This is a genomic window from Deinococcus sedimenti, assembly GCF_014648135.1.
In the GTDB taxonomy this organism is placed as follows: Bacteria; Deinococcota; Deinococci; order Deinococcales; family Deinococcaceae; genus Deinococcus; species Deinococcus sedimenti.
The window spans coordinates 104,230-128,641 of the sequence record NZ_BMQN01000003.1 but is presented as its reverse complement, the minus strand read 5'-3'; the positions used below and the strand labels follow the sequence as shown (position 1 = coordinate 128,641).

Annotated in this window: 18 protein-coding genes; 5 read left to right on the top strand and 13 right to left on the bottom strand. The window is 72.7% G+C overall.

Going from position 1 to position 24,412, the window contains the following annotated elements; all coding sequences use genetic code 11:
* Nucleotides 1–8: 8 nt before the first annotated feature.
* Genes IEY69_RS09730 through IEY69_RS09720 form a run of 3 tightly spaced genes read right to left on the bottom strand, consistent with a single transcriptional unit; the run spans nt 9 to nt 2,357 of the window.
* Nucleotides 9–1,109 carry a sensor histidine kinase gene (locus IEY69_RS09730; RefSeq protein ID WP_189072964.1) on the bottom strand — a complete coding sequence of 367 codons (1,101 nt, stop codon included), beginning with the start codon at nt 1,107–1,109 and terminating at the stop codon, nt 9–11.
* Entirely contained in the window at nt 1,106–1,774 is a 669-nt protein-coding gene (locus IEY69_RS09725) for a winged helix-turn-helix domain-containing protein (RefSeq protein ID WP_189072963.1), read from the bottom strand. The genes IEY69_RS09730 and IEY69_RS09725 overlap by 4 nt, the downstream gene beginning before the upstream one ends.
* 19 nt (nt 1,775–1,793) lie before the next feature.
* Nucleotides 1,794–2,357: a DUF305 domain-containing protein gene (locus IEY69_RS09720; RefSeq protein ID WP_189072962.1), complete on the bottom strand. Its 564-nt coding sequence runs from the start codon at nt 2,355–2,357 to the stop codon at nt 1,794–1,796.
* A gap of 75 nt (nt 2,358–2,432) precedes the next feature.
* Here IEY69_RS09720 and trxA point away from each other — a divergent pair, with 75 nt between their 5' ends.
* Nucleotides 2,433–2,849 (top strand): thioredoxin, encoded by a 417-nt coding sequence (gene trxA / locus IEY69_RS09715; RefSeq protein ID WP_189072961.1) that lies wholly within the window; start codon nt 2,433–2,435, stop codon nt 2,847–2,849.
* 56 nt (nt 2,850–2,905) lie between these two features.
* Here trxA and IEY69_RS09710 read toward each other — a convergent pair whose 3' ends face one another.
* From IEY69_RS09710 to IEY69_RS09685, 6 genes are all read right to left on the bottom strand, one after another.
* Entirely contained in the window at nt 2,906–4,816 is a 1,911-nt protein-coding gene (locus IEY69_RS09710) for a sensor domain-containing diguanylate cyclase (RefSeq protein ID WP_189072960.1), read from the bottom strand.
* Between the two features lie 72 nt (nt 4,817–4,888).
* Nucleotides 4,889–6,181 carry a guanine deaminase gene (gene guaD, locus IEY69_RS09705; RefSeq protein WP_189072959.1) on the bottom strand — a complete coding sequence of 431 codons (1,293 nt, stop codon included), beginning with the start codon at nt 6,179–6,181 and terminating at the stop codon, nt 4,889–4,891.
* Nucleotides 6,178–7,059 carry a xanthine dehydrogenase accessory protein XdhC gene (gene xdhC, locus IEY69_RS09700; protein ID WP_189072958.1) on the bottom strand — a complete coding sequence of 294 codons (882 nt, stop codon included), beginning with the start codon at nt 7,057–7,059 and terminating at the stop codon, nt 6,178–6,180. The genes guaD and xdhC overlap by 4 nt, the downstream gene beginning before the upstream one ends.
* Nucleotides 7,041–7,259, bottom strand: coding sequence for a hypothetical protein (locus IEY69_RS09695; RefSeq protein ID WP_189072957.1), 219 nt, complete (start codon nt 7,257–7,259; stop codon nt 7,041–7,043). The genes xdhC and IEY69_RS09695 overlap by 19 nt, the downstream gene beginning before the upstream one ends.
* Nucleotides 7,256–9,625 carry a xanthine dehydrogenase molybdopterin binding subunit gene (gene xdhB / locus IEY69_RS09690; protein ID WP_189072956.1) on the bottom strand — a complete coding sequence of 790 codons (2,370 nt, stop codon included), beginning with the start codon at nt 9,623–9,625 and terminating at the stop codon, nt 7,256–7,258. Before xdhB ends, IEY69_RS09695 begins: the two co-directional genes overlap by 4 nt.
* A complete protein-coding gene (locus IEY69_RS09685; protein ID WP_189073120.1) occupies nt 9,622–11,031 on the bottom strand; it encodes a xanthine dehydrogenase small subunit in 1,410 nt (469 codons plus the stop codon). The genes xdhB and IEY69_RS09685 overlap by 4 nt, the downstream gene beginning before the upstream one ends.
* A 326-nt stretch (nt 11,032–11,357) precedes the next feature.
* Between IEY69_RS09685 and IEY69_RS09680 the strand changes: the two genes are divergently transcribed.
* From IEY69_RS09680 to IEY69_RS09670, 3 genes are all read left to right on the top strand, one after another.
* Nucleotides 11,358–12,302, top strand: a complete 945-nt coding sequence (locus tag IEY69_RS09680; RefSeq protein ID WP_189072955.1) for a DUF808 domain-containing protein — start codon at nt 11,358–11,360, stop codon at nt 12,300–12,302.
* A 220-nt stretch (nt 12,303–12,522) separates the two neighbouring features.
* Nucleotides 12,523–13,584 (top strand): GGDEF domain-containing protein, encoded by a 1,062-nt coding sequence (locus IEY69_RS09675; RefSeq protein WP_189072954.1) that lies wholly within the window; start codon nt 12,523–12,525, stop codon nt 13,582–13,584.
* A 123-nt stretch (nt 13,585–13,707) separates the two neighbouring features.
* Nucleotides 13,708–14,988, top strand: coding sequence for an AMP-binding protein (locus IEY69_RS09670; protein ID WP_189073119.1), 1,281 nt, complete (start codon nt 13,708–13,710; stop codon nt 14,986–14,988).
* A 91-nt stretch (nt 14,989–15,079) separates the two neighbouring features.
* Here the strand turns inward: IEY69_RS09670 and IEY69_RS09665 are convergent, their stop codons facing one another.
* From IEY69_RS09665 to ptsP, 3 genes are read right to left on the bottom strand one after another with little or no spacing between them, the layout of a single operon-like run.
* Nucleotides 15,080–16,891, bottom strand: coding sequence for a PTS fructose-like transporter subunit IIB (locus IEY69_RS09665; protein ID WP_189072953.1), 1,812 nt, complete (start codon nt 16,889–16,891; stop codon nt 15,080–15,082).
* A 57-nt stretch (nt 16,892–16,948) separates the two neighbouring features.
* Nucleotides 16,949–17,914, bottom strand: coding sequence for a 1-phosphofructokinase (gene pfkB / locus IEY69_RS09660; RefSeq protein ID WP_229783820.1), 966 nt, complete (start codon nt 17,912–17,914; stop codon nt 16,949–16,951).
* On the bottom strand, nt 17,911–20,415 hold the full coding sequence (ptsP, locus tag IEY69_RS09655; protein ID WP_189072952.1) for a phosphoenolpyruvate--protein phosphotransferase: 2,505 nt from the start codon (nt 20,413–20,415) through the stop codon (nt 17,911–17,913). The genes pfkB and ptsP overlap by 4 nt, the downstream gene beginning before the upstream one ends.
* Nucleotides 20,416–20,622: 207 nt before the next feature.
* On the opposite strand from ptsP, the gene IEY69_RS09650 reads away from it, so the two are divergent.
* Entirely contained in the window at nt 20,623–21,390 is a 768-nt protein-coding gene (locus IEY69_RS09650) for a DeoR/GlpR family DNA-binding transcription regulator (RefSeq protein WP_189072951.1), read from the top strand.
* A gap of 352 nt (nt 21,391–21,742) precedes the next feature.
* On the opposite strand, the gene IEY69_RS09645 is transcribed toward IEY69_RS09650, so the two are convergent.
* The gene (locus IEY69_RS09645) at nt 21,743–24,247 is read right to left on the bottom strand and encodes a heavy metal translocating P-type ATPase (protein ID WP_189072950.1); all 2,505 of its coding nucleotides are present in this window, start codon (nt 24,245–24,247) and stop codon (nt 21,743–21,745) included.
* Nucleotides 24,248–24,412 lie beyond the last annotated feature (165 nt).

The following is a 24,412-nucleotide window of genomic DNA, read 5'->3' as shown; positions in this document are numbered from 1 at the left end:
TCCTGCGGTCAGGACCGCGCGGGCCAGGAACCGGGCGCCGCGCGCGCCAGCACGAACCGGAACGCACTTCCGTCCCCGCCCGACGTGACCGTCAGGTCCCCGCCCATCCGCCGCGCCAGCGCCCGCGCGATCGTCAGGCCCACCCCGCTCCCCTCACCGCGCGTGCGGGCCTCGTTCACCCGGTAGAAGCGCTCGAAGATCCGCTCCAAGTGCTCCGGCGGGATGCCCGGCCCGGTGTCCCGCACCGTGACGGCCACGCCCGACCCCGCGTCCTCGACCGTCACACGCACCGACCCGCCCGCCGGGGTGTGCCGCGCCGCGTTGTGCAGCAGGTTCGCCAGCACCTGTCCCGCCCGCTGCGGGTTGGCCATGACCCACGCGGGGGACCCGGGCAGCGTCAACTGCACGTCCCGCGCCACGAACACCTCCGCGAAGCGGTCCCGCGCCGCGTCGAGCAGCTCCTGCACCGGCAGCGGCCGCACCTGCAACTCCACGTGCCCCGCCTCCGCCCGTGAAACCAGACTCAGATCCTGCGCCAGCCGCTCGAGACAGCGCACCTCCCGCTCGATGGCGGGCGACACCGCCGCTGGCGTCAGCACCCCGTCAGACAGGGCCTCGCTGTACCCCCGCAGGGCCGCCAGCGGCGTGCGCAGCTCATGCCCCACCTCGCCGATCAGCGCCACGCGGTCCTGCTCCACCCGTTCCAGCGCCGCCGCCAGCCGGTTGAAGTTCCGCGCCAGGTCCGCCAGTTCATCCCGTCCCGATTCCGGCAGGCGCCGCGCGTACTGCCCGCCCGCCAGGTCCCGGCTGCCGTCACCCAGCAGCGCCACCGACCGCACCACCCGCCGCGACGTGACGAGCGCCGTCACGGCCGCCGCACCCGCCGCGAACGGCAGCGCCAGCAGCAGCGCCCCGTTCAGTGCGCCCCGCATGCCGGCCTCCAGGTCCGGCCGCAGGGAACGCCCCCGGTCCCCCATGGCCTGCACCATCTGGTCCACGTGATGCTGATACACGCCCGGCAGCGTCAGTTCCGCCACCAGCAGCAGCGCCCCCAGCGCCACCAGGATCGCCAGCAGGTGCGCCAGGAACAGACGCGGGAACAGCTTCACGCGCCGTCCCGGAAGCGGTACCCGACGCCGCGGACCGTCTCGATGAAGCGCGGGCGGGCGGCGTCCTCACCCAGCTTGCGGCGCAATCCGGCCAGGTGCACGTCCACCACCCGCTCCACCACCGGGTCGTCCCCGCCCCACACGCGGTCGAGCAGCCGCTCGCGCGTCCACACCAGCCCCGGGTGGCTGGCCAGTGTCAGCAGCAGGTCGAACTCCAGCCGCGTCAGCGTCAGCGGCTGACCGTCCAGCGCCGCCTCCCGCGTGCGCCCGTTCACGCTCAGGCCGCCGCCGCCCACCACGTCCCGCACGCCACTGCGCCGCAGCAGCGCCCGCACGCGCGCCACCACCTCACGCGGCGAGAAGGGCTTGGTGACGTAATCGTCCGCCCCGACCTCCAGGCCCGAGAGGCGGTCTTCCTCCTCCCCGCGCGCGCTGAGCAGCAGCATCGGGAAGTCCGGCTGCGCGCGGCGCTGCTCCCGCGCGAGGTCCAGTCCGCTCACGCCGGGCAGCATCCAGTCGAGCACCGCGAGGTCCACGCCGGGCAGCAGCGCGCGCGCCTCCGGGCCGCTGCGGGCTTCCAGAACGTCATGCCCGTCCGCCCGGAGGTACGCGCCCAGGATCTCCAGGATCGCCGGGTCGTCATCCACGATGAGTACGCGCGCCATGACCACCCAGCCTAGCGGCTCAGCGCAGCAGCCACAGGCGGTACTGGTACATCTCCTCCGCCTGAGCCCGCACGATGTCGCGCGACAGTTTCAGCACCCGCGCGTCACTGCTGCGCTGCAGCGCCCCGCCCGCCATCTCCAGCGCGCCCTGATGGTGCGGGAGCATGCCCTGCACGAACGCCCGGTCCGCATCCGCCGCCGTCTTCATGGGCGCGATCATGCCCGCCATCATGCCCTGCATGTGCATGCGCGCCGCTCCGTCCACCCCGCCCAGCGCCTTGAGCCACGTGTTCATCTGCGTGATCTCCCGGGTCTGGTCCTTGATCACGGCCGCCGCCCACGCCTTCACCTTCGCGTCTTTCAGGCGCGGCTGCGCGGCGCGCGCCATGTCGAGCGCGCCCTGATGATGCGCGATCATCATGCTCAGGTACGCCCGGTCGAACGCCTTCCCGCTCATGGCTATCAGGTTCGGCCCGCTGGTGCCCGCCACGCCCGTCATGGCATGCCCGGAGTGATCCATCTGAGCCAGGGCAGGGGAGACGCTCAGGGACGCGGCCAGCAGGAGGGTCAGGATCTTATTCATGCCGCCCACCCTAGCGGGCCAGTGTTCAGTTTCCGTAAAGCGCGCCCTGGCCGCGCGGCGCGCATACTCGGAGGCATGAGCGACGTGCTGACCTGCGCCGCGTGCGGCGCGAAGAACCGCGTGACCACCGTCCCCGCCGGGCAGGTGCCAACCTGCGCCCGCTGCGGCGCGGCGCTGCCCTGGCTGATCCAGGGCACCGACGCCACCTTCACGCAGGACGTGCAGGCGGGCGTGCCGGTCCTCGTGGACTTCTGGGCGCCCTGGTGCGGTCCCTGCCGCGTCATCGGTCCCGTGCTGGAAGACCTCGCGCGCGAACGTGCCGGGAAGCTCAAGGTCGTGAAGGTCAACGTCGACGACCACCCCCACGCCCCGGGGCAGTATCAGGTGCAGGGCATTCCCACCCTGCTGCTGTTCCGGAACGGGCAGCTGGCCGGACGGCAGGTGGGCGCCGCGCCGAAAGGCACACTCAGCGCCTGGATCGACGCGACCTGAAAGCCGCGTCCGGGGGGTGAACACCGGAGTGTGGACCGCCGCCCACCCTGCATGCTTCAGGGCGGCGTGAGGAACCGCTGCGCCTGCCGGGCCCGTTTCACCGCGTACATCCGCTGGTCGGCCAGGCGGATCAGGTGGGTGCCCTGCGCCTCGTCGTCCGGCAGGCGGGCGAACCCGGCGCTGGCGTCCATGTCGAAGCCGCTCTGCCGGGTGCCCTTGACCGCGCGGATCACGGCGCCGTTCAGGTCCTCGTCGCTCAGGGTTCCGTCCAGCAGCACCGCGAACTCGTCACCGCCCATCCGGTACACCCGGCCCTGCGGGAACGCCCGCGTCAGGGCCAGCGCGAACGACCGCAGCAGCGCGTCGCCCACCGCGTGCCCTTCACGGTCATTCAACCGCTTGAGGCCGTCGAGGTCCATGACGACCAGCGTCGACGGCCGCTGAGCCAACGCGTGCAGGTCGTCATCCAGCGCCCGGCGGTTATGCAGCCCCGTCAGGGCGTCCTGATGCGCGGCGCGGTTCAGGATGTCCAGCGCCCGGGTCCGTTCGGCCCGCACCCGCACTGCCTGCTGCGCGGCCAACGTCAGCCGCGCTCCCACCCCCGGCCGGACCGGCAGCAGCAGCAGCAGCCTCTCCTGCGGCCCGGTCGGCAGGGGCAGCAGCGTCACCGCGTCCGGCCAGCCGGGCGGGGCCGACCCGCCCTGCGCGGACCACGACGCCGGCGGTGCCGGCCACGGCGCGCCCGACGCGGGGAACACGCGGCTCTGGGTGGGCATGGCGGGGCTCACCAGCGCCGCGGCCGGCAGTTCCAGCGCCGCCCTCAGGATGCCGGCCGCGTCCACGGCGGCCTGCACGACCCGCCCGTCCGCCGCCGCCAGGGCGGCCAGGGCGGCGAGCGCCTCGGCCTCGCGGGTGCGTTCCTCCAGCTCACGGGTCCGCTGCGCGATCCGGTCCTCCAGGCCGCGTTCGTGGGTGCGCAGCGTGTCCAGCAGGTGCTGCAGCGCCGCGGCCAGCCGCCGGGCCTCCTCGTACTCCCCGACCTGCGGAATGCGGACGTCCCGCGCGCCGGTCTGCACCTGGGTGGCCGCGCCGCGCAGCTGCTGCAGCGGCCGCGTCAGGCGCCCGGCGACCACCACGCCCAGCGCCGCGAACAGCGCGGTCAGCAGGGCCTGCGCGGTCAGCGCCGCGCGGCGGAAGCGCGTCAGGTCCGCGTAGGCCAGCGCGGCGGGCTGGCTGACCTCGACCTGCCAGCCCAGCAGCGTGCCGTCCGGCAGCCCACTGGACGCCACCACGGCGCCGGTGGGCCGCGCCGGTCTCGGCGGGCCGATCAGCACCTGTCCGGCCGCGCTGATCAGGCGGATCGTGACGCCGGATTCCGGGTCAAGCTGCCGCACCAGGTCGGCGCGGGCCTCCTGCACCCACGCCCAGTCCAGGTGGGCGCCCAGCACGCCGCTGAGTCGGCCCTGCGGGTCGCGCAGCGGCACGGTGACGTCCACGAACCGGCGGGGGCCGTCCGCGGCGGGCGGCAGGAGCCGGGCCAGCAGTTTCGCCTCGTGCACGTCGCCCAGCCAGGGGCCCTCGCGGCCACGCTGGAACCAGGGCCGGGCGGAGACGTCCTGCCCTTCGAGCAGGCCGCCCGTCGCGGCCAGCACCCGCCCGGTGGGGTCGGTCACGCCGATCCAGGCGTAACTGGGGAACGCCGACTTGAGGCTGTCCAGCAGCGGGCGCCGGGGCGCGGCGCGGTCACCGAGCAGGCGGCTGAGCTGCGTGAGGTCGCGCAGTCGTTCGGTCAGGCCGGCGTCCAGCTGGGCGCTGAGCTGCTGCGCCTGACCCAGCAGCGCCGCCTGCGTGCGCTGCGCCAGGGCGGCGCTGGCCAGCCGGTCCAGGAGGATCAGGGTGACGCTGCCGAACAGCAGGATCGCCCCGGCGAACGCCAGGGCGAGGACCGTGTGCAGCTTCGGTCTCATCGGACATTCACTGTGACACACCCTCTGGCCGGGCACCATGCCCCCGGAGGGGCCGGTGCGGCCCGGTGGCCGTCAGGCGCGGGTGTGCGCGACCTGCCCGCCGATCCACACCTGCGCGACGTCACCGGGCGTGCCGGTGGCGAACGCGGCGGCCAGGGCCCGCTCGGGGCTGGCGGCGTGACGGAACACGGCGTCCAGCGGCGTGCCGGGCGCGGGCGCGAGGTGCAGGGCGTCGAACTGCTGGCCCGGCTCGAACGCGCCGACGTCGAGCAGGTCCAGCGCGTCGGCTCCGGCCTTCGTGGCGAGGTACAGCAGGTGCGCGGGGCTCAGGGGCACGCCGCCCGGCATGAGGTTCTGCATGAAATGCGCCTGCAGGCCCTCCTTGAGGAGGCTGAAGCCGGTGCCGCCGCCCACGTCACTGCCCAGGGCCACGTGAACGCCCGCATCGAGGTGGCGGCGCAGTGGGAAGAACCCACTGCCGAGCGCGGAGTTGCTGCACGGGCAGTGCGCGGCCGTGCAGCGCGCGGCGGCCATGACGCCCAGTTCGCGGTCGCTGGGGTGCACGTTGTGAGCCAGGACGCTGTGGCGCCCGATGAGTCCGGCGCGCTCGTAGGTGTCGAGGTAGTCGCGCGCGCCGGGGAACAGTTCGCGGACGACCTCGATCTCGCGGGTGTTCTCGTTGACATGGCTGGTGAAGCGCACGCCGGGATGCTCGCGCATCAGCGCGGCGCAGGCGTCGAGGACGCCCTCGGACGCCGAGAGGCTGAAGCGGGGCGTGACCGCATACAGGTTGCGGCCCACGCCGTGCCAGCGTTCGATCAGGGCCTTCCCCTCGGCATAGGCGCGTTCGGGGGTGGTGTGCAGTTCATCCCGCAACAGGCGGTCGCTGACGACCAGGCCCGCCACGGCGCGCAGCCCGGTCTGCGCGGCCTCCTCGAAGAAGGCATCCACCGCCCCGGCGAAGTGCGACCCGAACACCAGCGCGGTGGTGGTGCCCGCGCCGAGCAGGCCGCGCGTGAAGTCCCGCGCGACGCCGCGCGCGTAGGCGACGTCGGCCATGCGGGCCTCCTCGGGCAGCGCGCACTGGTCCAGCCAGTCCAGCAGCGGCAGGCCCAGCCCGCCGATGACGCGGACCTGCGGCAGGTGCACGTGCGTGTCGATGAAGCCCGGCAGCAGCAGCCCGCCGCGCAGGTCGGTGACGGGCGCGTCCGGGTGCGCGGCGCGCAGGTCCGCGAACGCGCCACGGGCGCGGATCACGCCGCCTTCGACGAGCAGACCGCCGTCGGATTCGGCGCGCAGCGCGTCCGCGTGCGTGAAGGGGTTTTCGGGGGTGTGCAGGAAGGTGGCGCGGTACAGCGTGGTCATGGGGTCCTTTCGGGGGCCGGGGTCAGGTCCGGCGTGAGCGTGAGGTAGGGAAGCAGCTGCGCAGCGACACTCAGCGCGATCACCGCCGGGTGCTTGCGCTGAGGTCCGGCGTTCAATTCGGGCAGGCCGATCGGGGAGGTCACGCGCGCCAGGGCCTCCGGGGAATGGCCGAGTTCGCGCAGTTGCGCCTGGAAGCGGGTCCACTTGGCGCTCGACCCGATCAGGCCCAGGAAGCCGTGGACGGGGCGGCGCAGCGCGGCGTCGAGAATCGCGGCGTCCTCGGCGTGGTCATGCGTGAGGATCAGCACGTGCGTGCCGGGCGGCAGGTCCTCCAGCACGAGTTCCGGGATGGGCGCATGGTGCGCCGTGACGTGAGCTTCCGCATCCTGCAAAGATGCGAGGCGCTCGGGGGTCAGCTGCGCGGCGCGCGAGTCGATCAGGTGCAGCCCCACCGGGTGCCGCGCGAGCAGCCGCGCGAGTTCCAGGCCCACGTGCCCGGCCCCGAACACCGCCACCTGCGCCCGCGCGTGCAGGACGGGGTCGAGGTGCAGCGCGACCTCGCCGCCGCAGCACTGCCGCCCGTGCTCGTTCGCGGCGCGGTCGGTCAGGCGCAGCGTCAGCGTCTCGGACGCCTGGACGCCGGTGTGGATCAGGGCGCGGGCGCGCGCGGCAGCGGTCGCCTCGAGGTTCCCGCCGCCCACGCTGCCCCACGTGCCGGTCAGGCTGACGACCATCCGCGCGCCCGCCTCGCGCGGCGTGTGCCCACGCGCGGCGCTGACGGTCACGAGCACGGCCGCCTCGCCCCGCGCGGAGAGCCGCGCGAGGGCCGTCAGCCATGCCGGGCCGCCCGCACCGACACTCAGGGTGTGCGGGTCCATTCCAGCGGCAGCAGGTCCTGCGGGCTCAGGGGCAGTTCGGCGTCCCATTCCAGCAGTGCCAGCGCGTCCGCGTCGAGCTCCTCGTCTTCGAGAAAGCGCGGGCCGTCCACGGGCAGGTCGGCGTGCAGCAGCTGGAGGTCGGCGGCGCTCAGGGCGCTGGCGGGCAGGGGGGCCGTGATGAGCAGGGCGGCTTCGGTCATGTCGGGTCTCCTTCGGTCGCGCGGGGCGCGTCGGGGTGTGAGGGGGTGCGGGCGGCGTGCAGCGCCCAGAACGCGGCCTCCGGCGTGGCCGGGGACGCGAGGGGGGTGGGGGTGCCGGGCGGGCCGAAGGCGGCGCACGCGGCGCGGATGGCCTCGCGGGCGGAGATCGCCAGCATCAGCGGGGGTTCCCCGACTGCCTTGCTGCCGTACACCACGCCGGTCTCGGTGGCCTGCCGCAGGAGCGCGGCGCGGAAGTCCGCGGGCAGCTCCGAGAGCGAAGGCAATTTATACGTGCTGGCCGCCTGCGTGAGCAAGCGCCCCCGTCCCGCTCCGGTGGACTCGTCCCACCGGAGTTCCTCCAGGGTCAGCCAGCCCAGGCCCTGCAGGTACCCGCCCTCGACCTGACCCAGGTCGATCAGCGGTGAGAGGCTGTCCCCGACGTCGTGCAGCAGATCGGCCCGCAGCACGCGGTACGCGCCGGTGAAGCCGTCGAGTTCCACCTCGGTGACGCTCGCGCCGTAACTGAAGTACTTGAACGGTTCGCCCTGCATCGCCTCGCGGTCCCAGTGCAGGTCCGGCGTGCGGTAGAAGCCTGCCGCCCACAGCTGCGTGCGGCGGTGGTACGCGTCGTGCACGAGTTCCCGGAACGTGAAGCCCCGCTCGGGGTGACCCAGCGGGAACACCCGGCCCGCCTCGAAGCGCACGTCGTCCGGGTGGACGGCCAGCCGCCCGGCGGCGACCTCCGACAGGCGGGCGCGGATCTGGTCGCAGGCGTCCTTCACCGCGCCGCCGTTCAGGTCCGCGCCGCTGCTGGCCGCCGTGGCGCTGGTGTTCGGGACCTTGTCCGTCCGCGTCGGCGCGAGCCGCACCGAGGCGAGCGGCACGCCCAGCGCGGTCGCGGCGACCTGCAGCATCTTCGTGTGCAGGCCCTGGCCCATCTCGGTCCCGCCGTGGTTCACGAGGACCGAGCCGTCCTTGTACACGTGCACCAGCGCGCCCGCCTGGTTGTACGCCGTGAAGTTGAAGGAGATCCCGAACTTGACGGGCGTGACCGCCAGTCCGCGCTTGACGTGTTCATTCGCGGCGTTGAAGGCCGCCACCTGATCGCGGCGGGCGTGGAAGTCGCTGGACGCCAGCAGTTCGGTCCAGATCGTCCCGAGGCGCTCGGCGTGCCGGACCGGCTGCCCGTACGGCGTGCACTCGCCCGGCCGGTAGAAGTTCCGCTGGCGCAACTCGTGCGGGTCCAGGCCCAGCAGCGGCGCCACGCGGCCCAGCAGGTCCTCCACGACCAGCATGCCCTGCGGTCCCCCAAAGCCCCGGAAGGCCGTCTGGGAGGTCTTGTTCGTCCGCGCGATCCGCCCGCGCGCCTCGACGTGTGGGATGAAGTACGCGTTGTCCACGTGGCACAGCGCGCGCGCCATAACCGGCTCGGACAGGTCCAGGCTCCAGCCGCCGTCACTGGTCAACTGCACCTGTAGCGCCGTGAAGCGCCCGTCCGCGTCGAAACCCGCCTTCCAGGCCGCGTGGAAGGGGTGGCGTTTGCCGGTCATGGTGAGGTCCAGCGTGCGGTTGAGCCGCAGCCGCACGGGCCGCCCGGTGAGCACCGCGCCGAGCGCCGCGATTGCCGCGAAGCCGTGCGGTTGCATCTCCTTCCCGCCGAAGCCGCCGCCCATGCGCAGGCACTGCACCGTCACCTCGTTCGCATCCAGGCCCAGGACGTGCGCGGTGATGTCCTGCGTCTCGCTGGGGTGCTGCGTGCTGCACTGGATGAACACCTGCCCGGACTCGTCCACGTGCGCCAGCGAGGCGTGCGTCTCGAGGTAGAAGTGCTCCTGCCCGCCCAGTTCGAACTCGCCCTCGAAGACGTGCGCGGCCTGCGCGAGGCCCACCGTCACGTCCCCGCGCCGCAGGGTGGACTGCGCCCCCTGGAAGGAAGACGCGTCCATCGCCTCGCGCAGCGAGATCAGCGACGGCAGCGGCTCGTACGTGACCTGCACGGCGGCCGCGCCCTGGCGGGCGGCGTCCTCGCTGTCGGCCAGCACCCAGCACACGGCGTGCCCGACGAACATCACCTCCTCCGGGAAGAGGGGCTCGTCGCCCTTGACGCCCGCGTCGTTCACGCCGGGCACGTCCGCGCGCGTCAGGACTCGCGCCACACCCGTCACCGCCAGCGCGGGCGAGACGTCCACACTCAGCACCCGCGCGTGCGCGTGTGGCGACCCGACCGGCCAGGCGTGCAGCAACCCCGCCATCCGGACGCCCAGGTCGTCGGTGTACAGCGCCTGCCCGGTCACGTGCAGCGCGGCGCTCTCGTGCGCCAATGCCTGACCTACGGGGGCGCCGGGGGGAACCTCGTGCCCGCTCATGCCGTCACCTCCGCCTGGGTCTCCCAGTGGACTTTCAGGAGGCTCTGTTCCAGCATGGCCGCGCGGTACGCGGCGCTGGCGCGGTGGTCGCTCAGCGGCGTGCCGGTCGCGCCCAGGATGCGGGCGGCGCGGCGGGCGGTGTCGGCCGTCCAGGGGTGCCCCTCCAGCGCGGCCTCGGCCTCGTACGCTCGCAGGGGCGTGGCGGCCACCCCGCCCAGCCCGATTCGGGCCTGCGTGACCACGCCGCCCTCCACGCGCAGGGCGTACCCGACCGCCACGCTGGAGATGTCGTCGAAGCGCCGCTTGGCGATCTTGTGGAACGCCGTCACGGGGGCCAGCGGCGTGGGGATCCGCACCGCCTGGATCAGCTCGCCCGTGGCGCGTACCGTCTGCCGGTACCCGGTGAAGTAGTCCCGCAGCGGCACGACGCGCACGCCGCCCGGCCCGACGAGTTCCAGCTCAGCGTCCAGCGCCAGCAGCACCGGCGGGCTGTCCCCGATGGGCGAGGCGGTCCCCAGGTTCCCGCCCAGCGTGGCGGAATTGCGGATCAGCCGCGACGCGAACTGCGGGAACCACGCCTGCAACAGGGGCACGCGGTCCCCCAATCGGCGTTCCAGGTCACTGAGGGTCAGGGCCGCGCCCAGCCGGATCACCTCCCCCCCGATCTCGAAGGCGCGGAGCTCCGGCAGGGCGTCCACGGCGACCGTCACGGCCGCGCGGGCGCGCCGAAGGTTCACGTCCACGCCCCAGTCGGTGCCGCCCGCCAGCACCCGCGCGTCCGGGTGCGCCGCGAGCAGGTCCAGCGCCTCCGCCAGCGTGGCCGGGCGGTGGAAGGTGCCGTCTGCGGCGTCCAGCCGCGTGGCCCGGGGGCGAGGAGCGGGCTGTGAGCGCCGCGCCGCCAGCGGATCGCCCGCCACGGGCGTTCCCAGCGCGCGGGCCGCGTCCACGATCGGGCGGTACCCGGTGCAGCGGCACAGGTTCCCGCTCAGCGAGTGCACGTCGAAGCCGTTCGCCTCGCCATGCTCGCCCGGCGTGCGTTCGGGGCGCAGGTACTCCGCCGCGAGGCTCACCACGAAGCCCGGCGTGCAGTACCCGCACTGCGACCCGCCCCGGAAAGCCAGTTCCGACTGCGCCGGGTGCAACGCCTGCGGGGAGCCCAGGCCCTCGCTCGTCACGACCTCCGCGCCGTCCAGTGCGGGCAGCAGCGCCAGGCACGCGTTCACGCTCTCCCAGCGCGTTCCCTCACCGTCCGCGCGGGCGACGAGCACCGCGCACGCGCCGCACTCACCCTCCGCGCAGCCCTCCTTGCAGCCCGTCAGGCCCTCGGCGCGCAGCGCGCCCAGCAGCGTCGTGTGCGCCGCCGCCGGCAGCCGCCGCACCGTTCCGTTGATCGTCAGTTCCACCATCACACCCACTCCCTTGCACCGAACACCGTCAATCGCGCCGCACCCCCGACAGCTCTGGTGGGGGAAACCGCGCATGGTTGACGCCTGAAGTGCGAACTGGGGGCGGGCTGACGGTTATCCATGCAGAACGACAGCCTGATTGTCCGATGCCCCAGGATACACCCCGCCCTGCCCGGGCCGCACAGGTGTCTGGGCAGGCGCGAGAACCACGCGGGGCCAGCCCGGGCGGGTTCCCTACCAACCCTTGAGCCTGAAGTCTCACCCGGCACCGGGCTGCTACCCTGGACGGGAATGCCGCACCTCGCCCCCACCCCCGGAGCCCGCCTGTGAGCGGCGGCCTTGTCGCCCTGCTCGACGACGTGGCCGCCATCGCCCGTCTCGCCGCCGCGTCCATCGACGACATCGGCGCCGCCGCCGCGAAAGCCAGCGTGAAAGCCGTTGGCGTCGTCGTGGACGACACCGCCGTCACGCCGCGGTACGTGACCGGCTTCACGCCCGACCGGGAACTGCCGATCATCTGGCGCATCGCGCGCGGCTCCCTGCGCAACAAGATCGTGTTCATTCTGCCGGTCGCGCTGCTGCTCAGCGAATTCCTGCCGCAGGCCATGCCGCCCATCCTGATGCTCGGCGGCGCGTACCTGTGCTTTGAAGGCGCCGAGAAACTCATCGAGGCGGTCCGCGGCGGGCACGAAGAGGAGGCCACCACCGAGGCCCGGCTGAGCAGCGCCGACCACGAGAAGAAGATGATCAGCGGCGCCATCCGCACCGACTTCATCCTCTCGGCCGAGATCATGGCCATCTCCCTGGCCGAGGTCGCCAGCGAACCGCTCGGGGAGCGCGCCGTGATTCTCGTGGTCGTCGCCCTGCTCATCACCGCACTCGTGTACGGCGTGGTCGCCCTGATCGTGAAGATGGACGACATCGGCCTGAAACTCGCCCAGGCCCGCACCGGCACGGGCCGCGCCATCGGCCGGGGCCTCGTCAAGGGCATGCCCATCATCCTGGGCGCCCTGGGCGTCATTGGTACCGCCGCTATGCTGTGGGTGGGCGGGCACATCATCATCGCGGGCCTCGCGGACTTCGGCTGGCACGCCCCTGAAGACCTCCTGCACGACCTGTCGCACGGCGCCGCCGAGGCCATCCCGGCCATCGCGGGTTTGGTCACGTGGCTGGTCGATACCCTCGTCAGCGCCGTCGTGGGGCTGATCGTGGGTCTGGTCGTCGCGGGCATCATGCACCTGATTCCCCGCCGGGGCGCTGCCGCCCACTGACCGCAGAATTCAGAGCGAGCACCTGAGCGAGGCGGCGGTGGGAGGTGAAGTGGAAGGGCGGGCCGTTCGCTCCTTCACTGCGACTGAACACCACGGTGAGGGCCAGCCGTCCCGGAAGCTCCGACCGGACGCGGACCGGCACCCTGGGGGCCGCGCGTTCCCGCCCGCAAGAGTCCGGTCAGAGGGGCAGGCGCAGCATGAACCCACGGCCCGAGGACCCATGAACAGAGTGCCGACCGCGCCAGAGCTGACCACCCGCACGACCGGCCTCACCGCCGACGTGACCCGGGTCAAGCTGCGCGGTTACCTGCTGGCCCTGCTGCTGGCCTCGCCGGGGCTGATCCTGCTGCTGCTGCACCTCGTTCAGGCCGGCGCGCTCGGTCTGGCGGTCACGCACGGCGCCGTGATGCTCAGCGGCGTCGCGCTGACCGTGCTGGTCTGGCGGGACCAGCACCGCCTGAATCTGGCCGAACGCGTCTTCGCGGGCCTGCTGTTGCTCAGCGGCCTGAACTTCCTGCTCGGCTACGCGCTGCACCCGGGCGAGGTACTGGGGCACGACCTGCTCGGCAGCGTCCTGCTGTTCATCGTGGCGGGCCTGCTGCTCGTCCTGCCCCCCCTGTGGTCCCTGCCGCTGTCGGTCGCGCTGCTCGTCACGTACCGCCTGGAGGTCCAGCTGCTCAGCGGCCTCCCGCCCGGCACCCGGTCCCTGAGTCAGTGGGTGAATCTGGGCATGTTCGCGCTGCTGGGCGTGGGGGTCGTCATGCGCCAGACGCTCGGTCAGGTCGTGGAACGTGCCCACCTCCTCACCTTCCTGGCCACCCACGACCCCCTGACCGGCCTGCTCAACCGCCGCGGCTTCGAGGACCTCGCGCAGCCGGGCCGGCCCCTGCTGGTGCTGGACGCCGATCACTTCAAGGCCATTAACGACACCCACGGGCACGCCATCGGCGACGACGTCCTGCGGCACCTGGCCCGGACGGTCGAATCCCAGCTCCCGCCCGGCACCCTGCTCGCCCGCTGGGGCGGCGAGGAATTCGTCCTCCTCGCCCCAGGAGACCTGACCGGCGGCGTGCTCCTGGCCGAACGCATCCGCGCGGCCGTGGGTGCCACGCCGCTGGCCGGGCTGCCCGTCACGGTCTGCCTCGGCGTGACCTTCTGGGCGGACGGCGAGTCGTTCCGTGACGCGTTCTCCCGCGCCGATCAGGCCATGTACCTCGCCAAACGCGGCGGCAAGAACTGCGTGCGGACGCACCCGGACGAGGCGCCCGGCGGGCCGGACTGACCGGACACCGCGGCGCTCCGCCGCCCGCCGCTCCGGCCCCGTGAGGATAGACTGACGCGCATCTGCCCGTCTCAACCCACCTCTGGAGGTCCCATGCCGCAGTCCCCGACCCTGACGCCGGACGTGTTCCAGCCTGATCACGAGTGTCTCCCTGAACCCCAGCTGCGCGCCCTGCAACTGCAGCGCCTGCAGGACATGCTGGCGCGCCAGTGGGCGCACGTGCCGCCGATGCGGGCCCGGCTGGACGGCGCGGGCCTGCGCCCCGACGACCTGCGGAGCCTGACGGACCTGTCGGCCTTTCCGTTCACGCGCAAAGCCGACCTGCGCGCCCACTACCCCCTGGGGCTGGTCGCCACGCCCCGCAGCGAATTGCGCCGCGTGCACGCCAGCAGCGGCACGAGCGGGAAGGCCACGGTCGTCGCGTACGACCAGAACGACCTGAACGTCTTCGCGGAGGTGGTGGCGCGCAGCCTGCACGCCGCCGGCGCCCGGCCCGGCATGACCTTCCACAACGCGTACGGGTACGGCCTGTTCACCGGAGGGCTGGGAACACACGCGGGGGCCGAGCGACTGGGCCTGTGCACCGTGCCGGTCTCGGGCGGCGGCACCGAACGGCAGCTGGACCTGATCCTGGACCTGCAGCCTGAGGTGATCGCCTGCACGCCCAGCTACGCGCTGGTACTCGCCGAGGGCTTCCGCCGCCGCGGCGTGGCGCCGCACGATCTGAGCCTGCGCTACGCGGTGCTGGGCGCCGAGCCCTGGGCGGAGAAGACCCGCGCGGGCGTGCAGGAGGGCCTGGGCGTGAGCGCCACGAACATCTACGGCCTGTCGGAGATCATCGGCCCGGGCGTCAGCGGCGAGGACACCCGGGAGCAGCGCGGCAGTTACATCTGGGAGGATCACTTCTACCCGGAGATCGTGCATCCGGAAACGGGCGAGCCCCTGCCGGACGGCGAGTGGGGCGTGCTGGTGCTGACGTCCATGACCCGCACGGCCCTGCCGCTGCTGCGCTACTGGACCGGCGACATCACGCGCCTGATCCCCGGTGAGAACGTCACCGGGCGGACCATGCGGCGCATGGACATCATCCGGGGCCGCAGCGACGACCTGATCATCCTGCGCGGCGTGAACGTGTACCCCACGCAGCTCGAGGCGGTGCTGCTGGGCCTGGGGCACGTCAGTCCGCACTACCACGTGATCCTGACCCGCACCGGCACCCTGGACGACCTGACCCTGCAACTCGAGGTGCCGCAGGGCAGCGCCGCGCTGCGCGAGGAGATCGAGCGGCAGATCAAGGCGCAGGTGGGCGTGACCGTCCGCTGCGAACTGTGCGAGCCGGGCCAGTTGCCGCGCAGCGAGGGCGGCAAACTCCGCCGCGTGACCGACCACCGCCCGCCCCGCTGAAGGTGGGGGCAATCCTGCCGTTCGGGTGACGAGGTGCGAAACCAGACCGGGGGGCGTGACGCACGCCCCCCGCTGGAACTGAGAACCGCGGTCAGTCCGCTGCGACGGGCGTGCGGGCGGCGCTGAGCGGGAGGCCGTCCTCGCCGAGGGGTTGTTTCAGGACGCCGAGCAGCAGGGTGCTGACCACGGTGCCGGCCACGATCGCCGCGACGTACATGGGGAGGTTCGTGACGGCGTTCGGGATGAACAGCACGAAGATCCCGCCGTGCGGGGCGCGCAGCAGGCACCCGGCGGCCATGCTGATCGCCCCGGCGACCGCACTGCCCGCGATCAGGCTGGGAATGACGCGCAGCGGATCACGCGCCGCGAAGGGAATGGCGCCCTCGGTGATGAACGAGATGCCCAGCACGCCCGCCGCCTTCCCGGCCTCGACCTCGTCCTTCGTGAAGCGGTTTTTGAACACCAGCGTGGCGAGGAACAGTGCCAGGGGCGGGGTCATCCCGGCGGCCATGGTCGCGGCGATCGGGCCGTAGACCTTGGCGCCCAGCAGGCCGGTGCTGAAGGTGTACGCGGCCTTGTTGATCGGGCCGCCCATGTCGAAGGCCATCATGCCGCCCAGCAGCGCGCCGAGCAGCGCGGCGCTGGTGTTGCCCAGGCCCTGCAGCCACGCGGTCAGGCCGGTCAGGGCCGCCGCGACGGGCTTGCCGATCACGAACATCATCAGCAGGCCCACGCCCAGCGTGCCCAGCAGCGGCAGGATCAGGGTGGGTTTCAGGCCTTCAAGGGTGCGGGGCAGTTTGATGCTGCGGGTCAGCCACAGCACGAGGTACCCGGCCAGGAAGCCCGCGATGATGCCGCCCAGGAAGCCGCTGCCGGTCAGGCCCGCCAGGAAGCCGCCGATCATGCCGGGCGCGAGGCCGGGCCGGTCGGCGATGGAGAACGCGATGTACCCGGCGAGCACTGGGACGAACAGGCCGAACGCGCCGTTCGCGCCGATCTTGAAGAGGGTGTTGCCGAGCGTCCCGGCGTACTTGTCCTCGTAGATGAAGATGCCCTGATCCCCGAACTGGAACGACCCGATGGCGAAGGCCAGCGCGATCAGCAGGCCGCCGGCGACCACGAAGGGCAGCATGTGCGACACGCCGGTCATCAGGTGCTTGTAGAAGGCGGGGGTGCCCGCGTTCTTCGCGGCTTTCGCGGCGGCGGCCTGCGCGACGTAGTCGGGACTGCTGGCGTCCGCGCCGCCCGCCGCCGACGCGCCGTGCACGGTCGCCTGCGCCTGAGCCGCCGTGATGACGGCCGCGCCGTCCTTGATGGCGGGCTTCGTGCCGGTCACGTAGACGCGCTTGCCGGTGAAGCGGGACAGGTCCACGTTGGTGTCCGCCGCGATGACGACCAGATCCGCGCGGGCGATGTCGTCGGGCGTCAGGGTGTTCCCGGCGCCGACGCTGCCCTGCGTCTCGATCTTCGCGGTGTACCCGAGTTTCCTCGCGCCGCCCTCCAGGCCCTCGGCGGCCATGAAGGTATGCGCGATGCCGGTGGGGCAGGCGGTGATGCCCACGACGTGCAGCGGCCCGGCCTGCGCCGCGGCGGCGGGCGCCCCGGCGCTTCCGGCGCGGGCCAGCAGCGCCCCCGGATCACGCATGGCGTCCTGCGTTCCGGCGTGCACGATGGTCTTCCCGGCGAAGCGGGATTCGTCCACGGCGACGTCGGTGGCGAGGATCACGAGGTCCGCCTGCGCGATCTGCGCGGCCGTCAGGGTGTCCTGCGTGCCGACGCTGCCCTGCGTCTCGACGTGCAGGGTGTGCCCGGCCTGGGTGGCGGCGCGCCGCAGCGACTCGGCGGCCATGAAGGTGTGGGCGATGCCGGTGGGGCAGGCCGTGACAGCGACAATCTGAGCCATATGTTCTCCTGAGAGTGGGTTGTGGGTTGTGGGTTGTGGGTTGTGGGTTGTGGGGGGTCAGGCGGTCAGGGACCCGGCAGGTTCGATCTGCACCTGCGCGGCCAGGGCGTCCAGTTCCGCCCGGGGGGGCAGGTGCGCGCCCAGGCGAGTGATGCTGCCCGCACTGAACGACGTGGCGCGCCGCGCGGCGCTCTCCAGGTTCAGGCCGTCCAGGTGGGCGCTGATCAGACCGGCGACCATGGCGTCCCCCGCGCCGACAGTGCTCTGCACGGTCACGCGCGGGGGGCGGGCGAACACGGCCTCCCGGGCCGTGACCAGCAGCGCGCCGCGTTCGCCCTGCGACACGGCGACCAGTTCGGCCCCGCGGCGGATCAGTTCACGCGCGGCAGCCAGAACGTCGGCGTCGGTAGGCAGCGGGTGACCGAGTGCGGCCTCCAGCTCGTGGATGTTCGGTTTGATCAGCTGCGGCAGCGTGTCGGCCGTCAGCGCGGCGCGCAGGGCCTCGCCGCTGGTGTCCAGCACTGCGAAGCGCCCCTGCTCGCGCAGGCGGGCGACCTCCTCGGCGTAGAAGCTCGCGTGGACGCCCGGCGGGAGGCTCCCGCACAGCGCCACGACCTCCACCCCGGCGGGCTGCGAGCGCAGTGTCGCCTGCAGGTGCGCCAGCGCGCGGGCGCTGACGGTCAGGCCCGGCAGGTTCAGGTCGGTGGTGTCGCCACGCGTGGGGTCCACGATCTTCAGGCCCACGCGGGTCGCGCCGGGCACGCGCACGAACTCGTCGCTGACGCCCTTGTCGCGGAACAGCGTCTCGAAGGGGGCGGCGTTGTCGCGGCCCAGCAGGCCGGTCGCGGCCACCGGGGCGCCCCAGTCGGCCAGGATGGACGCCACGTTCACGCCCTTGCCGCCCGCGTCCTGCTGCGCGCCCTGCGCGGCGTTCACCTCGCCCCGCTGCCAGCCCGCCGCCTGCACGGTCAGGTCCAGCGCGGGGTTCAGCGTGACGGTCAGGACGCGCGGGGTGACGCTCACGCGCGGACCTCGGGATCCTGCGGGTTCGGACTCAGGGTGCGGGTCAGGGCGCGCACGCTCGCCGCGTCGGGCTGCGTCAGCGCGCGGGCGGCCAGGTCGCGCAGCGTGGCGAGGTCATGCTGCCGCAGCGCGGCCTTCACGGCCGGGATCTGCGGGGCGCTGACCGACAGTTCCTTCACGCCCAGCCCGGTCAGGATCAGCGCGCCCACCTCGTCCCCGGCGGCGCCGCCGCACACGCCCACCCACTTGCCGTGCGCGTCGGCGGCCTGCACGGTCAGCGCCACGAGTTGCAGCACGGCCGGGTGCATCGCGTCGGTCTGGCGGGCCAGCTGCGGGTGCAGGCGGTCCATCGCGAGGGTGTACTGCGTGAGGTCGTTCGTGCCGACGCTGAAGAAGTCCACCTCGGGGGCCAGCTGCCCGGCCAGCAGCGCCGCCGAGGGCACCTCGATCATCACGCCCAGCGGAATGCGCGGCGCGTCCAGCTCGGCACGGACGTCGTCGAGCAGCGCGCGGGCGCGGCGGAAGTCTTCCAGGGTGCTGATCATCGGGAACATGACGTGCACGTTCGGGTGATCCCTGGCGACGCGCACGATGGCGCGCAGTTGCGGCAGGAACAGGTCCGGGCGCTCGAAGCACAACCGGATGCCGCGCAGACCCAGGAAGGAGTTGTCCTCGCGTTCCAGGCCCAGGTACGGCACGTCCTTGTCCCCGCCGATGTCCAGCGTGCGGATGATCAGGGTGCGCTCACCCAGGGCCTCGGCCATGGCGCGGTACTCGCGTTCCTGCTCATCCTCGGTCGGGACACTGTCGCGCTCGAGGAACAGGAACTCGGTGCGCATCAGGCCGACGCCCTCGGCCCCGGCGTCCAGCGCGCCGGGCGCGGCGGCGGCGCGGTTGATGTTCGCGGCGATCTCCACGCGGGCGCCGTCGCGGGTCGCGCCGGGACGGTGGCGCTCGGCGCGGGCGCGGTTCTCCTCGGCCTGCAGTTGACCCTGCCGGGCGCGGGCGGCCTGCACGTCCGCCGCCGAGGGATTCAGGTACAAAGCACCCGCCTGACCGTCCAGAATGGCGGGGGTGCCGTCCGGCACGTCCAGCAGGCCGGTCCCGGCGGCCACCACGGCGGGCAGGCCCAGCCCGCGCGCGATGATCGCGGTGTGGCTGGTCGGGCCGCCCTGCGCGGTCACGAAGCCCAGCAGGCTCCCCTCGCTGAACCGCGCGGTGTCGCTGGGCGTCAGGTCCGGCGCGAGCAGGATCGCGGGCGCGGCGCCCTCCAGGTGGTCCTCGCCCAGGCCCAGCAGGCGGCGCAGCACGCGGCGCTGCACGTCGCCCAGGTCAGTGGCCCGCGCGGCGAGGGTCGGATCGTCGAGTTTCTGCAGCTGCGCGATGCGCTCCCCGCTGGCCTTTCTGTACGCCCAGGCGGCGCCGTGCCCGTCCAGCACGAGATTCACGGCGTCCTGAACGGTGCCCTCGTCGGTCAGGAGTTCACGGTGCGCGCGGAAGATCGCGGCGCGGTCGGCGTGCCCCGCCTGGGTCTGCTGCTCGATCAGGCCGTCCAGTTCGGCGGCGGCGGCGTTCAGCGCGTCGTCCAGCGCCTGCGCCTGCGCGGCGGCCTCGCCGGGCTGGTCGGTGACGTGCAGTTCGGCCGGGCGGTACACGCGGGTCTCGCCGATCACCAGGCCGTCGCTGGCGGGAACGCCCTCGATGGTCGCGCCGACCTGCGTGGGGCGCCAGTCGGCCTCGCGCCGCACGGGCGCGGCCGGGGCGGCCAGGCTCAGGTCGTCGCCCAGCCCGGCGCGGATCGCGTCGGTCACGGCGCCCAGCGCGGCCTCGCTGTCGGCCCGCACCGTCAGGACGCTGCCGCGCTTGACGCCCAGGCTGAGCAGTTCCATCAGGCGCAGCGCGTCCGCACTCTGCCCGGCATGCTCGACGCACACGCGCCCACCCAGGCGGCGCACCAGATTGGCGAGCATCGTGCCGGGCCGGGCGTGCATGCCCAGCGGGTTGGGCAGCGTGACCTGCGCGCTGAAGGGCAGGTCCGGGCCGCTGACGGGCGCGGCTTCCTCGGGGGGGGCGTCGCCGGTCAGGGCGCGCTGCACCAGGGCCGGGTCGGCGGTCGTCGAGAGCTGCTCGACCAGCGCGTCGTCGGCGAGCACGCGGGTCAGGCGGCGCAGGATGTCGAGGTGCTCGTCGCTGGCCGCCGCGATCCCCACCACGAGGCGGACGGTCTCGCCGCCTTCGCCCCAGGCGACGCCCTGCGGGAGTTGCAGCACGGCGATGCCGGTCTGGCGGATGAGGTGGCGGGTGTCGGGCGTGCCGTGCGGGATGGCGATGCCGCTGCCCAGGTAGGTGTTCGCCTGACCTTCACGGGCGAGCATGCCGCCCAGGTAGGCGGGGTCGACGCGGCCCGCCTGGGCCAGCAGGGCGGCGACCTGTTCGATGGCGGCCTGTTTGCTGGTGGCCTGCGCGCCGAGGCGGATCAGTGAGCGGGGGAGGTTGATCATGGTTGCTTCTCCTGTGGGGAGAGCGGGACAGCCACCCGCTCACCTGCTGATTCCTGACGAATCGTGATCAATTTTGAGCAATTTCGATCATAGTTGACATGGGGCTGACCATCAAGTGCCCCCGTCACCCTTGCCTGGACACCCGCACCACCACGGCAGAAACCCACCCGCATGCCCCCCGCACCCCACGCGCTACCATGAGCAGAGATGAACGCTCCCCTCGCGGAGGACCGCCTCCAGCGCATCCTCGACCTGCTCTCCCGGAACGGCCGCATGCGCACCACCGCCCTGACCGAAGCGCTCGGCGTCAGCGGCGCCACCACCCGCCGCGACCTCGACCTGCTCGCCAGCCGCGGCCTGATCCGCAAACTCCACGGCGGCGCGGCCCTCGCCAGCCAGGACCAGCAGTACACCGACCGGCAGCAGCTCCACCAGGACGCCAAAACCCGCCTCGCTCAGACCGCCCTGAGCCTCATCCAGCCCGGCCAGACCCTCTACCTCGACGCGGGCACCACCGCCCAGGCCGTCGCCCACGCCCTGAAACGCACCCCCCACCTGACCCGCACCCTGCGCGTCGTCACCCACGGCATCGACGTCGCCTACGAACTCAACGGCGAATGCCCCCTCTACGTCGTCGGCGGCGAACTCTACGGCAGCACCTACAGCCTCACCGGACCCGACGCCCTGGACACCATCCGCCGCTACCGCTACGACCTCTTCCTCGTCGGCTGCACCAGCATCGACCCCACCCGCGGCCTGACCAACAGCAACCTCATCGAGGCGCAGCAGAAAGCCGCCATCATGACCCAGGCCACGCGCACCGTCCTCATCGCCGATCACAGCAAATGGGGCCCCACGGGCTTCGCTACCTTCGCCACCCTGAGCCAGATCCATGCCTGGGTCACCGACCACGCTGGACCCGTCGCCCGCTGCGCCTTCGAGGAAGCCGGCGTCACAGTCCACGACAGCGCCTGACCCGCCCCGTCCGCGGAGTCCGGCTCCCTGACCACTCACAGCAGAATTCAGGAGTATTGAAGGCTCCCTTCGATACTCCTGAACGAGCAGAGCGAGCATCTGAACAAGACAGCGGTCGGAAGTGGAATTGGAGGGCGGGGTGTTGGCCCCAGGGTGGAACTGGAAACCGCTGGCAGGGGGCGCGCTGAAGGTCCGTCGCGCCGGAGCGGAACCCCGCAGGGAACAGAGCCGGGCCGGGACAGGATCTCGCTGTGGGCCCGTTGCCTGCCCGGGACCGCGCGGTGCCGTTCACTCGGACCGGACCGGGGAGCCCGCCCCCAGGGCGGACTCACCGGCCCGAGCCCTGTGGCCGTCAGGCCAGTTGCGCGGCGGGCGCGGCGACCGGCTGCACCGGCACCGGGGGCCGGAAGCCTCGCAGGCGCAGGGCGTTGGTCAGCACGAACACGCTGGAAAAGCCCATGGCGGCGGCCGCCAGGACCGGGCTGAGCAGCGTGCCGAACGCGGGGTACAGCGCGCCGGCCGCCACCGGGATCAGCACCACGTTGTACGCGAACGCCCAGAACAGGTTCAGGCGGATGTTGCGCAGCGTCGCGCGGCTCAGGGCGAACGCGTTCGTGACGCCGCGCAGGTCGCCGCTCATCAGGATCACGTCCGCCGTCTCGACCGCCACGTCCGTCCCGGTGCCGATCGCCACACCCACGTCCGCCTGTGCCAGCGCGGGCGCGTCGTTGATCCCGTCACCGACGAACGCGACCTTCTGCCCGCCGGCCTGCAGCGCCTGCACGGCGTCACTCTTGCCGCTGGGCAGCACCTCGGCCCGCACCTCGTCGATACCGACCTGCCGCGCGATGGCGTGCGCGGTCCGCGCGTGATCGCCGGTGATCATCGCCACCGTGAGCCCCATGGCCCGCAGCGCCCGCACGGCCTCCACACTGCCGTCCTTGATGGGGTCCGCCACTGCGATCACCGCGGCCAGCTGCCCGTCCAGCGCGGCGTACAGCGGGCTCTTGCCCTCGTCGCCCAGCCGCGCGGCCTGCGCCTCGAAGGCCGTCACGTCCACCCCGAGCTGCCGCATGAAGCGGTCGGCGCCCACCTGCACCCGGTGCCCGTCCACCTGCGCGTCGAGACCGAATCCGGGCACCGCCTCGACCGAGGTGGGTTCCGGCAGGGCGATACCGTCCCGCCTCGCGGCGTCCACGATGGCGCGCGCGACCGGATGCTCACTCTGCGTTTCTGCCGCGGCCACCAGGGCCAGCGTCCGCACGCGGTCCACGCCCGGCGCGGTCAGCAGGTCCGTGAGCTCCGGGTGCCCCTTGGTCAGCGTGCCGGTCTTGTCCAGCGCGACGACCTGCACGGCCTGCAGACCTTCCAGGGCGCCGCCGCTCTTGAACAGCACGCCCAGTTCGGCGGCCTTGCCGGTGCCGACCATCACGCTGGTGGGCGTGGCCAGCCCCATCGCGCAGGGGCAGGCGATGATCAGGACCGCCACGGTCGTCACCAGCGCGTACGACAGGGACGCCGGGCCACCCAGGACCAGCCACAGCAGGAACGTCAGCGCCGCCACGCCCAGCACGATGGGCACGAACACCGCCACGACGCGGTCGGCTAGGCCCTGAATGGGCGGCTTGCTGCCCTGCGCGGTCTCGACAAGCCGGATGATCTGCGCCAGGGCTGTCTCGGCGCCCACCCGGGTCGCGCGGAAGGTCAGGGCGCCGTTCTGGTTGATGGTGCCGCCCACCACGGCCGCCCCGACCTGCTTGCGCACGGGGACCGGTTCGCCCGTGATCATGCTCTCGTCCACGAAACTCGCGCCCTGCGTGACCTCGCCGTCCACCGGGATCTTCTCGCCGGGGCGCACGCTGATCAGGTCGCCGACCAGCACCTCGTCGGCAGGCAGGTCCAGTTCCTGCCCGCCGCGCAGCACCCGCGCCGCCTTGGCCTGCAGGCTGAGCAGCGACTTCATGGCCTCGCTGCTGCGGCCCTTGGCGACCGCCTCAAAGTATTTGCCGAGGAGGATCAGGGTGATGACCACGCCCGACGCCTCGTAGTACACGTGCGCCGTGCCCGCTGGGAAGAGGCCCGGCAGGACCGTGGCCACCAGCGAGTACGCGAACGCGGCGGTGGTGCCGATCATGACCAGGGCGTTCATGTCCGGCGAGCCGCTGCGCAGGCTCTTCCGGCCCAGGCGGTAGAACCGGCGCCCAGGGCCGAACTGGATGGGCAGCGCCAGGGCCAGCATCACCCAGTTCAGCGCGGTCATGACGCGGTGGCCGAACGCGTCCATCAGTCGTGCCTCCAGACCGGGCACGACCATCGGCACCATCGCCAGCAGCAGCAGGGGGACGGCGAACACGGCGCTGAACTGCACCTGACGGCGCAGCGCCTGGACCTCCTGTTCGCGCGCCTGTCGTTCCTGCTGCTCCCGCGACAGGCCGGGCTGATCTTCCCGCACGTCGTATCCGGCGGCCCGCACGGCGGCCTTGAGCTGACCGGGGCTGACCTGCGCGGGCAGGTACGTGACGGTGGCCCGTTCGGTGGCGAGGTTCACGCTGGCGCTCAGCACGCCATCCTGTTTGTTCAGGGCGCGCTCGACCCGGCCGACGCAGTTGGCGCAGGTCATGCCCTGCACGCTCAGGTCCAGTTCGGCGCTGACGGGGTCGTAGCCGATGTCCCGCACCCTGGCCAGCAGGTCCGGTGGGGTGGTGGTGGCCGGATCGTAGGTGACCGTGGCCCGCTCGGTGGCCAGGTTGACGGTGGCGTCCAGGACGCCGTCCATCTTCTTCAGTCCACGTTCCACGCGGCCGACGCAGCTCGCGCAGGTCATGCCCTGCACGCCCAGTTCGATGGTCTTGGACATTCGCGCCTCCTATCCCCCCCGGGGGGATTTGACAGTGATCAGCATAGGGTCCGGCGGAGCAGGTCGCAAGTGTCGCTGGCCGTCAGGGCGCCGGGTCGTTCCGCCCAGCCGAACTCCCCGCCGATCTCCCGGCCCTGCCAAAGCGTGCGACCCCCTGGGGGAGGA

Coding starts and splice junctions, on each gene's coding strand:
- IEY69_RS09725 (WP_189072963.1), bottom strand. CDS start 1,774: ATGGCGCGCGTACTCATCGTGGATGACGACCCGGCGATCCTGGAGATC.
- IEY69_RS09720 (WP_189072962.1), bottom strand. CDS start 2,357: ATGAATAAGATCCTGACCCTCCTGCTGGCCGCGTCCCTGAGCGTCTCC.
- trxA (WP_189072961.1), top strand. CDS start 2,433: ATGAGCGACGTGCTGACCTGCGCCGCGTGCGGCGCGAAGAACCGCGTG.
- IEY69_RS09710 (WP_189072960.1), bottom strand. CDS start 4,816: ATGAGACCGAAGCTGCACACGGTCCTCGCCCTGGCGTTCGCCGGGGCG.
- guaD (WP_189072959.1), bottom strand. CDS start 6,181: ATGACCACGCTGTACCGCGCCACCTTCCTGCACACCCCCGAAAACCCC.
- xdhC (WP_189072958.1), bottom strand. CDS start 7,059: ATGGACCCGCACACCCTGAGTGTCGGTGCGGGCGGCCCGGCATGGCTG.
- IEY69_RS09695 (WP_189072957.1), bottom strand. CDS start 7,259: ATGACCGAAGCCGCCCTGCTCATCACGGCCCCCCTGCCCGCCAGCGCC.
- xdhB (WP_189072956.1), bottom strand. CDS start 9,625: ATGAGCGGGCACGAGGTTCCCCCCGGCGCCCCCGTAGGTCAGGCATTG.
- IEY69_RS09685 (WP_189073120.1), bottom strand. CDS start 11,031: ATGGTGGAACTGACGATCAACGGAACGGTGCGGCGGCTGCCGGCGGCG.
- IEY69_RS09675 (WP_189072954.1), top strand. CDS start 12,523: ATGAACAGAGTGCCGACCGCGCCAGAGCTGACCACCCGCACGACCGGC.
- IEY69_RS09665 (WP_189072953.1), bottom strand. CDS start 16,891: ATGGCTCAGATTGTCGCTGTCACGGCCTGCCCCACCGGCATCGCCCAC.
- ptsP (WP_189072952.1), bottom strand. CDS start 20,415: ATGATCAACCTCCCCCGCTCACTGATCCGCCTCGGCGCGCAGGCCACC.
- IEY69_RS09650 (WP_189072951.1), top strand. CDS start 20,623: ATGAACGCTCCCCTCGCGGAGGACCGCCTCCAGCGCATCCTCGACCTG.
- IEY69_RS09645 (WP_189072950.1), bottom strand. CDS start 24,247: ATGTCCAAGACCATCGAACTGGGCGTGCAGGGCATGACCTGCGCGAGC.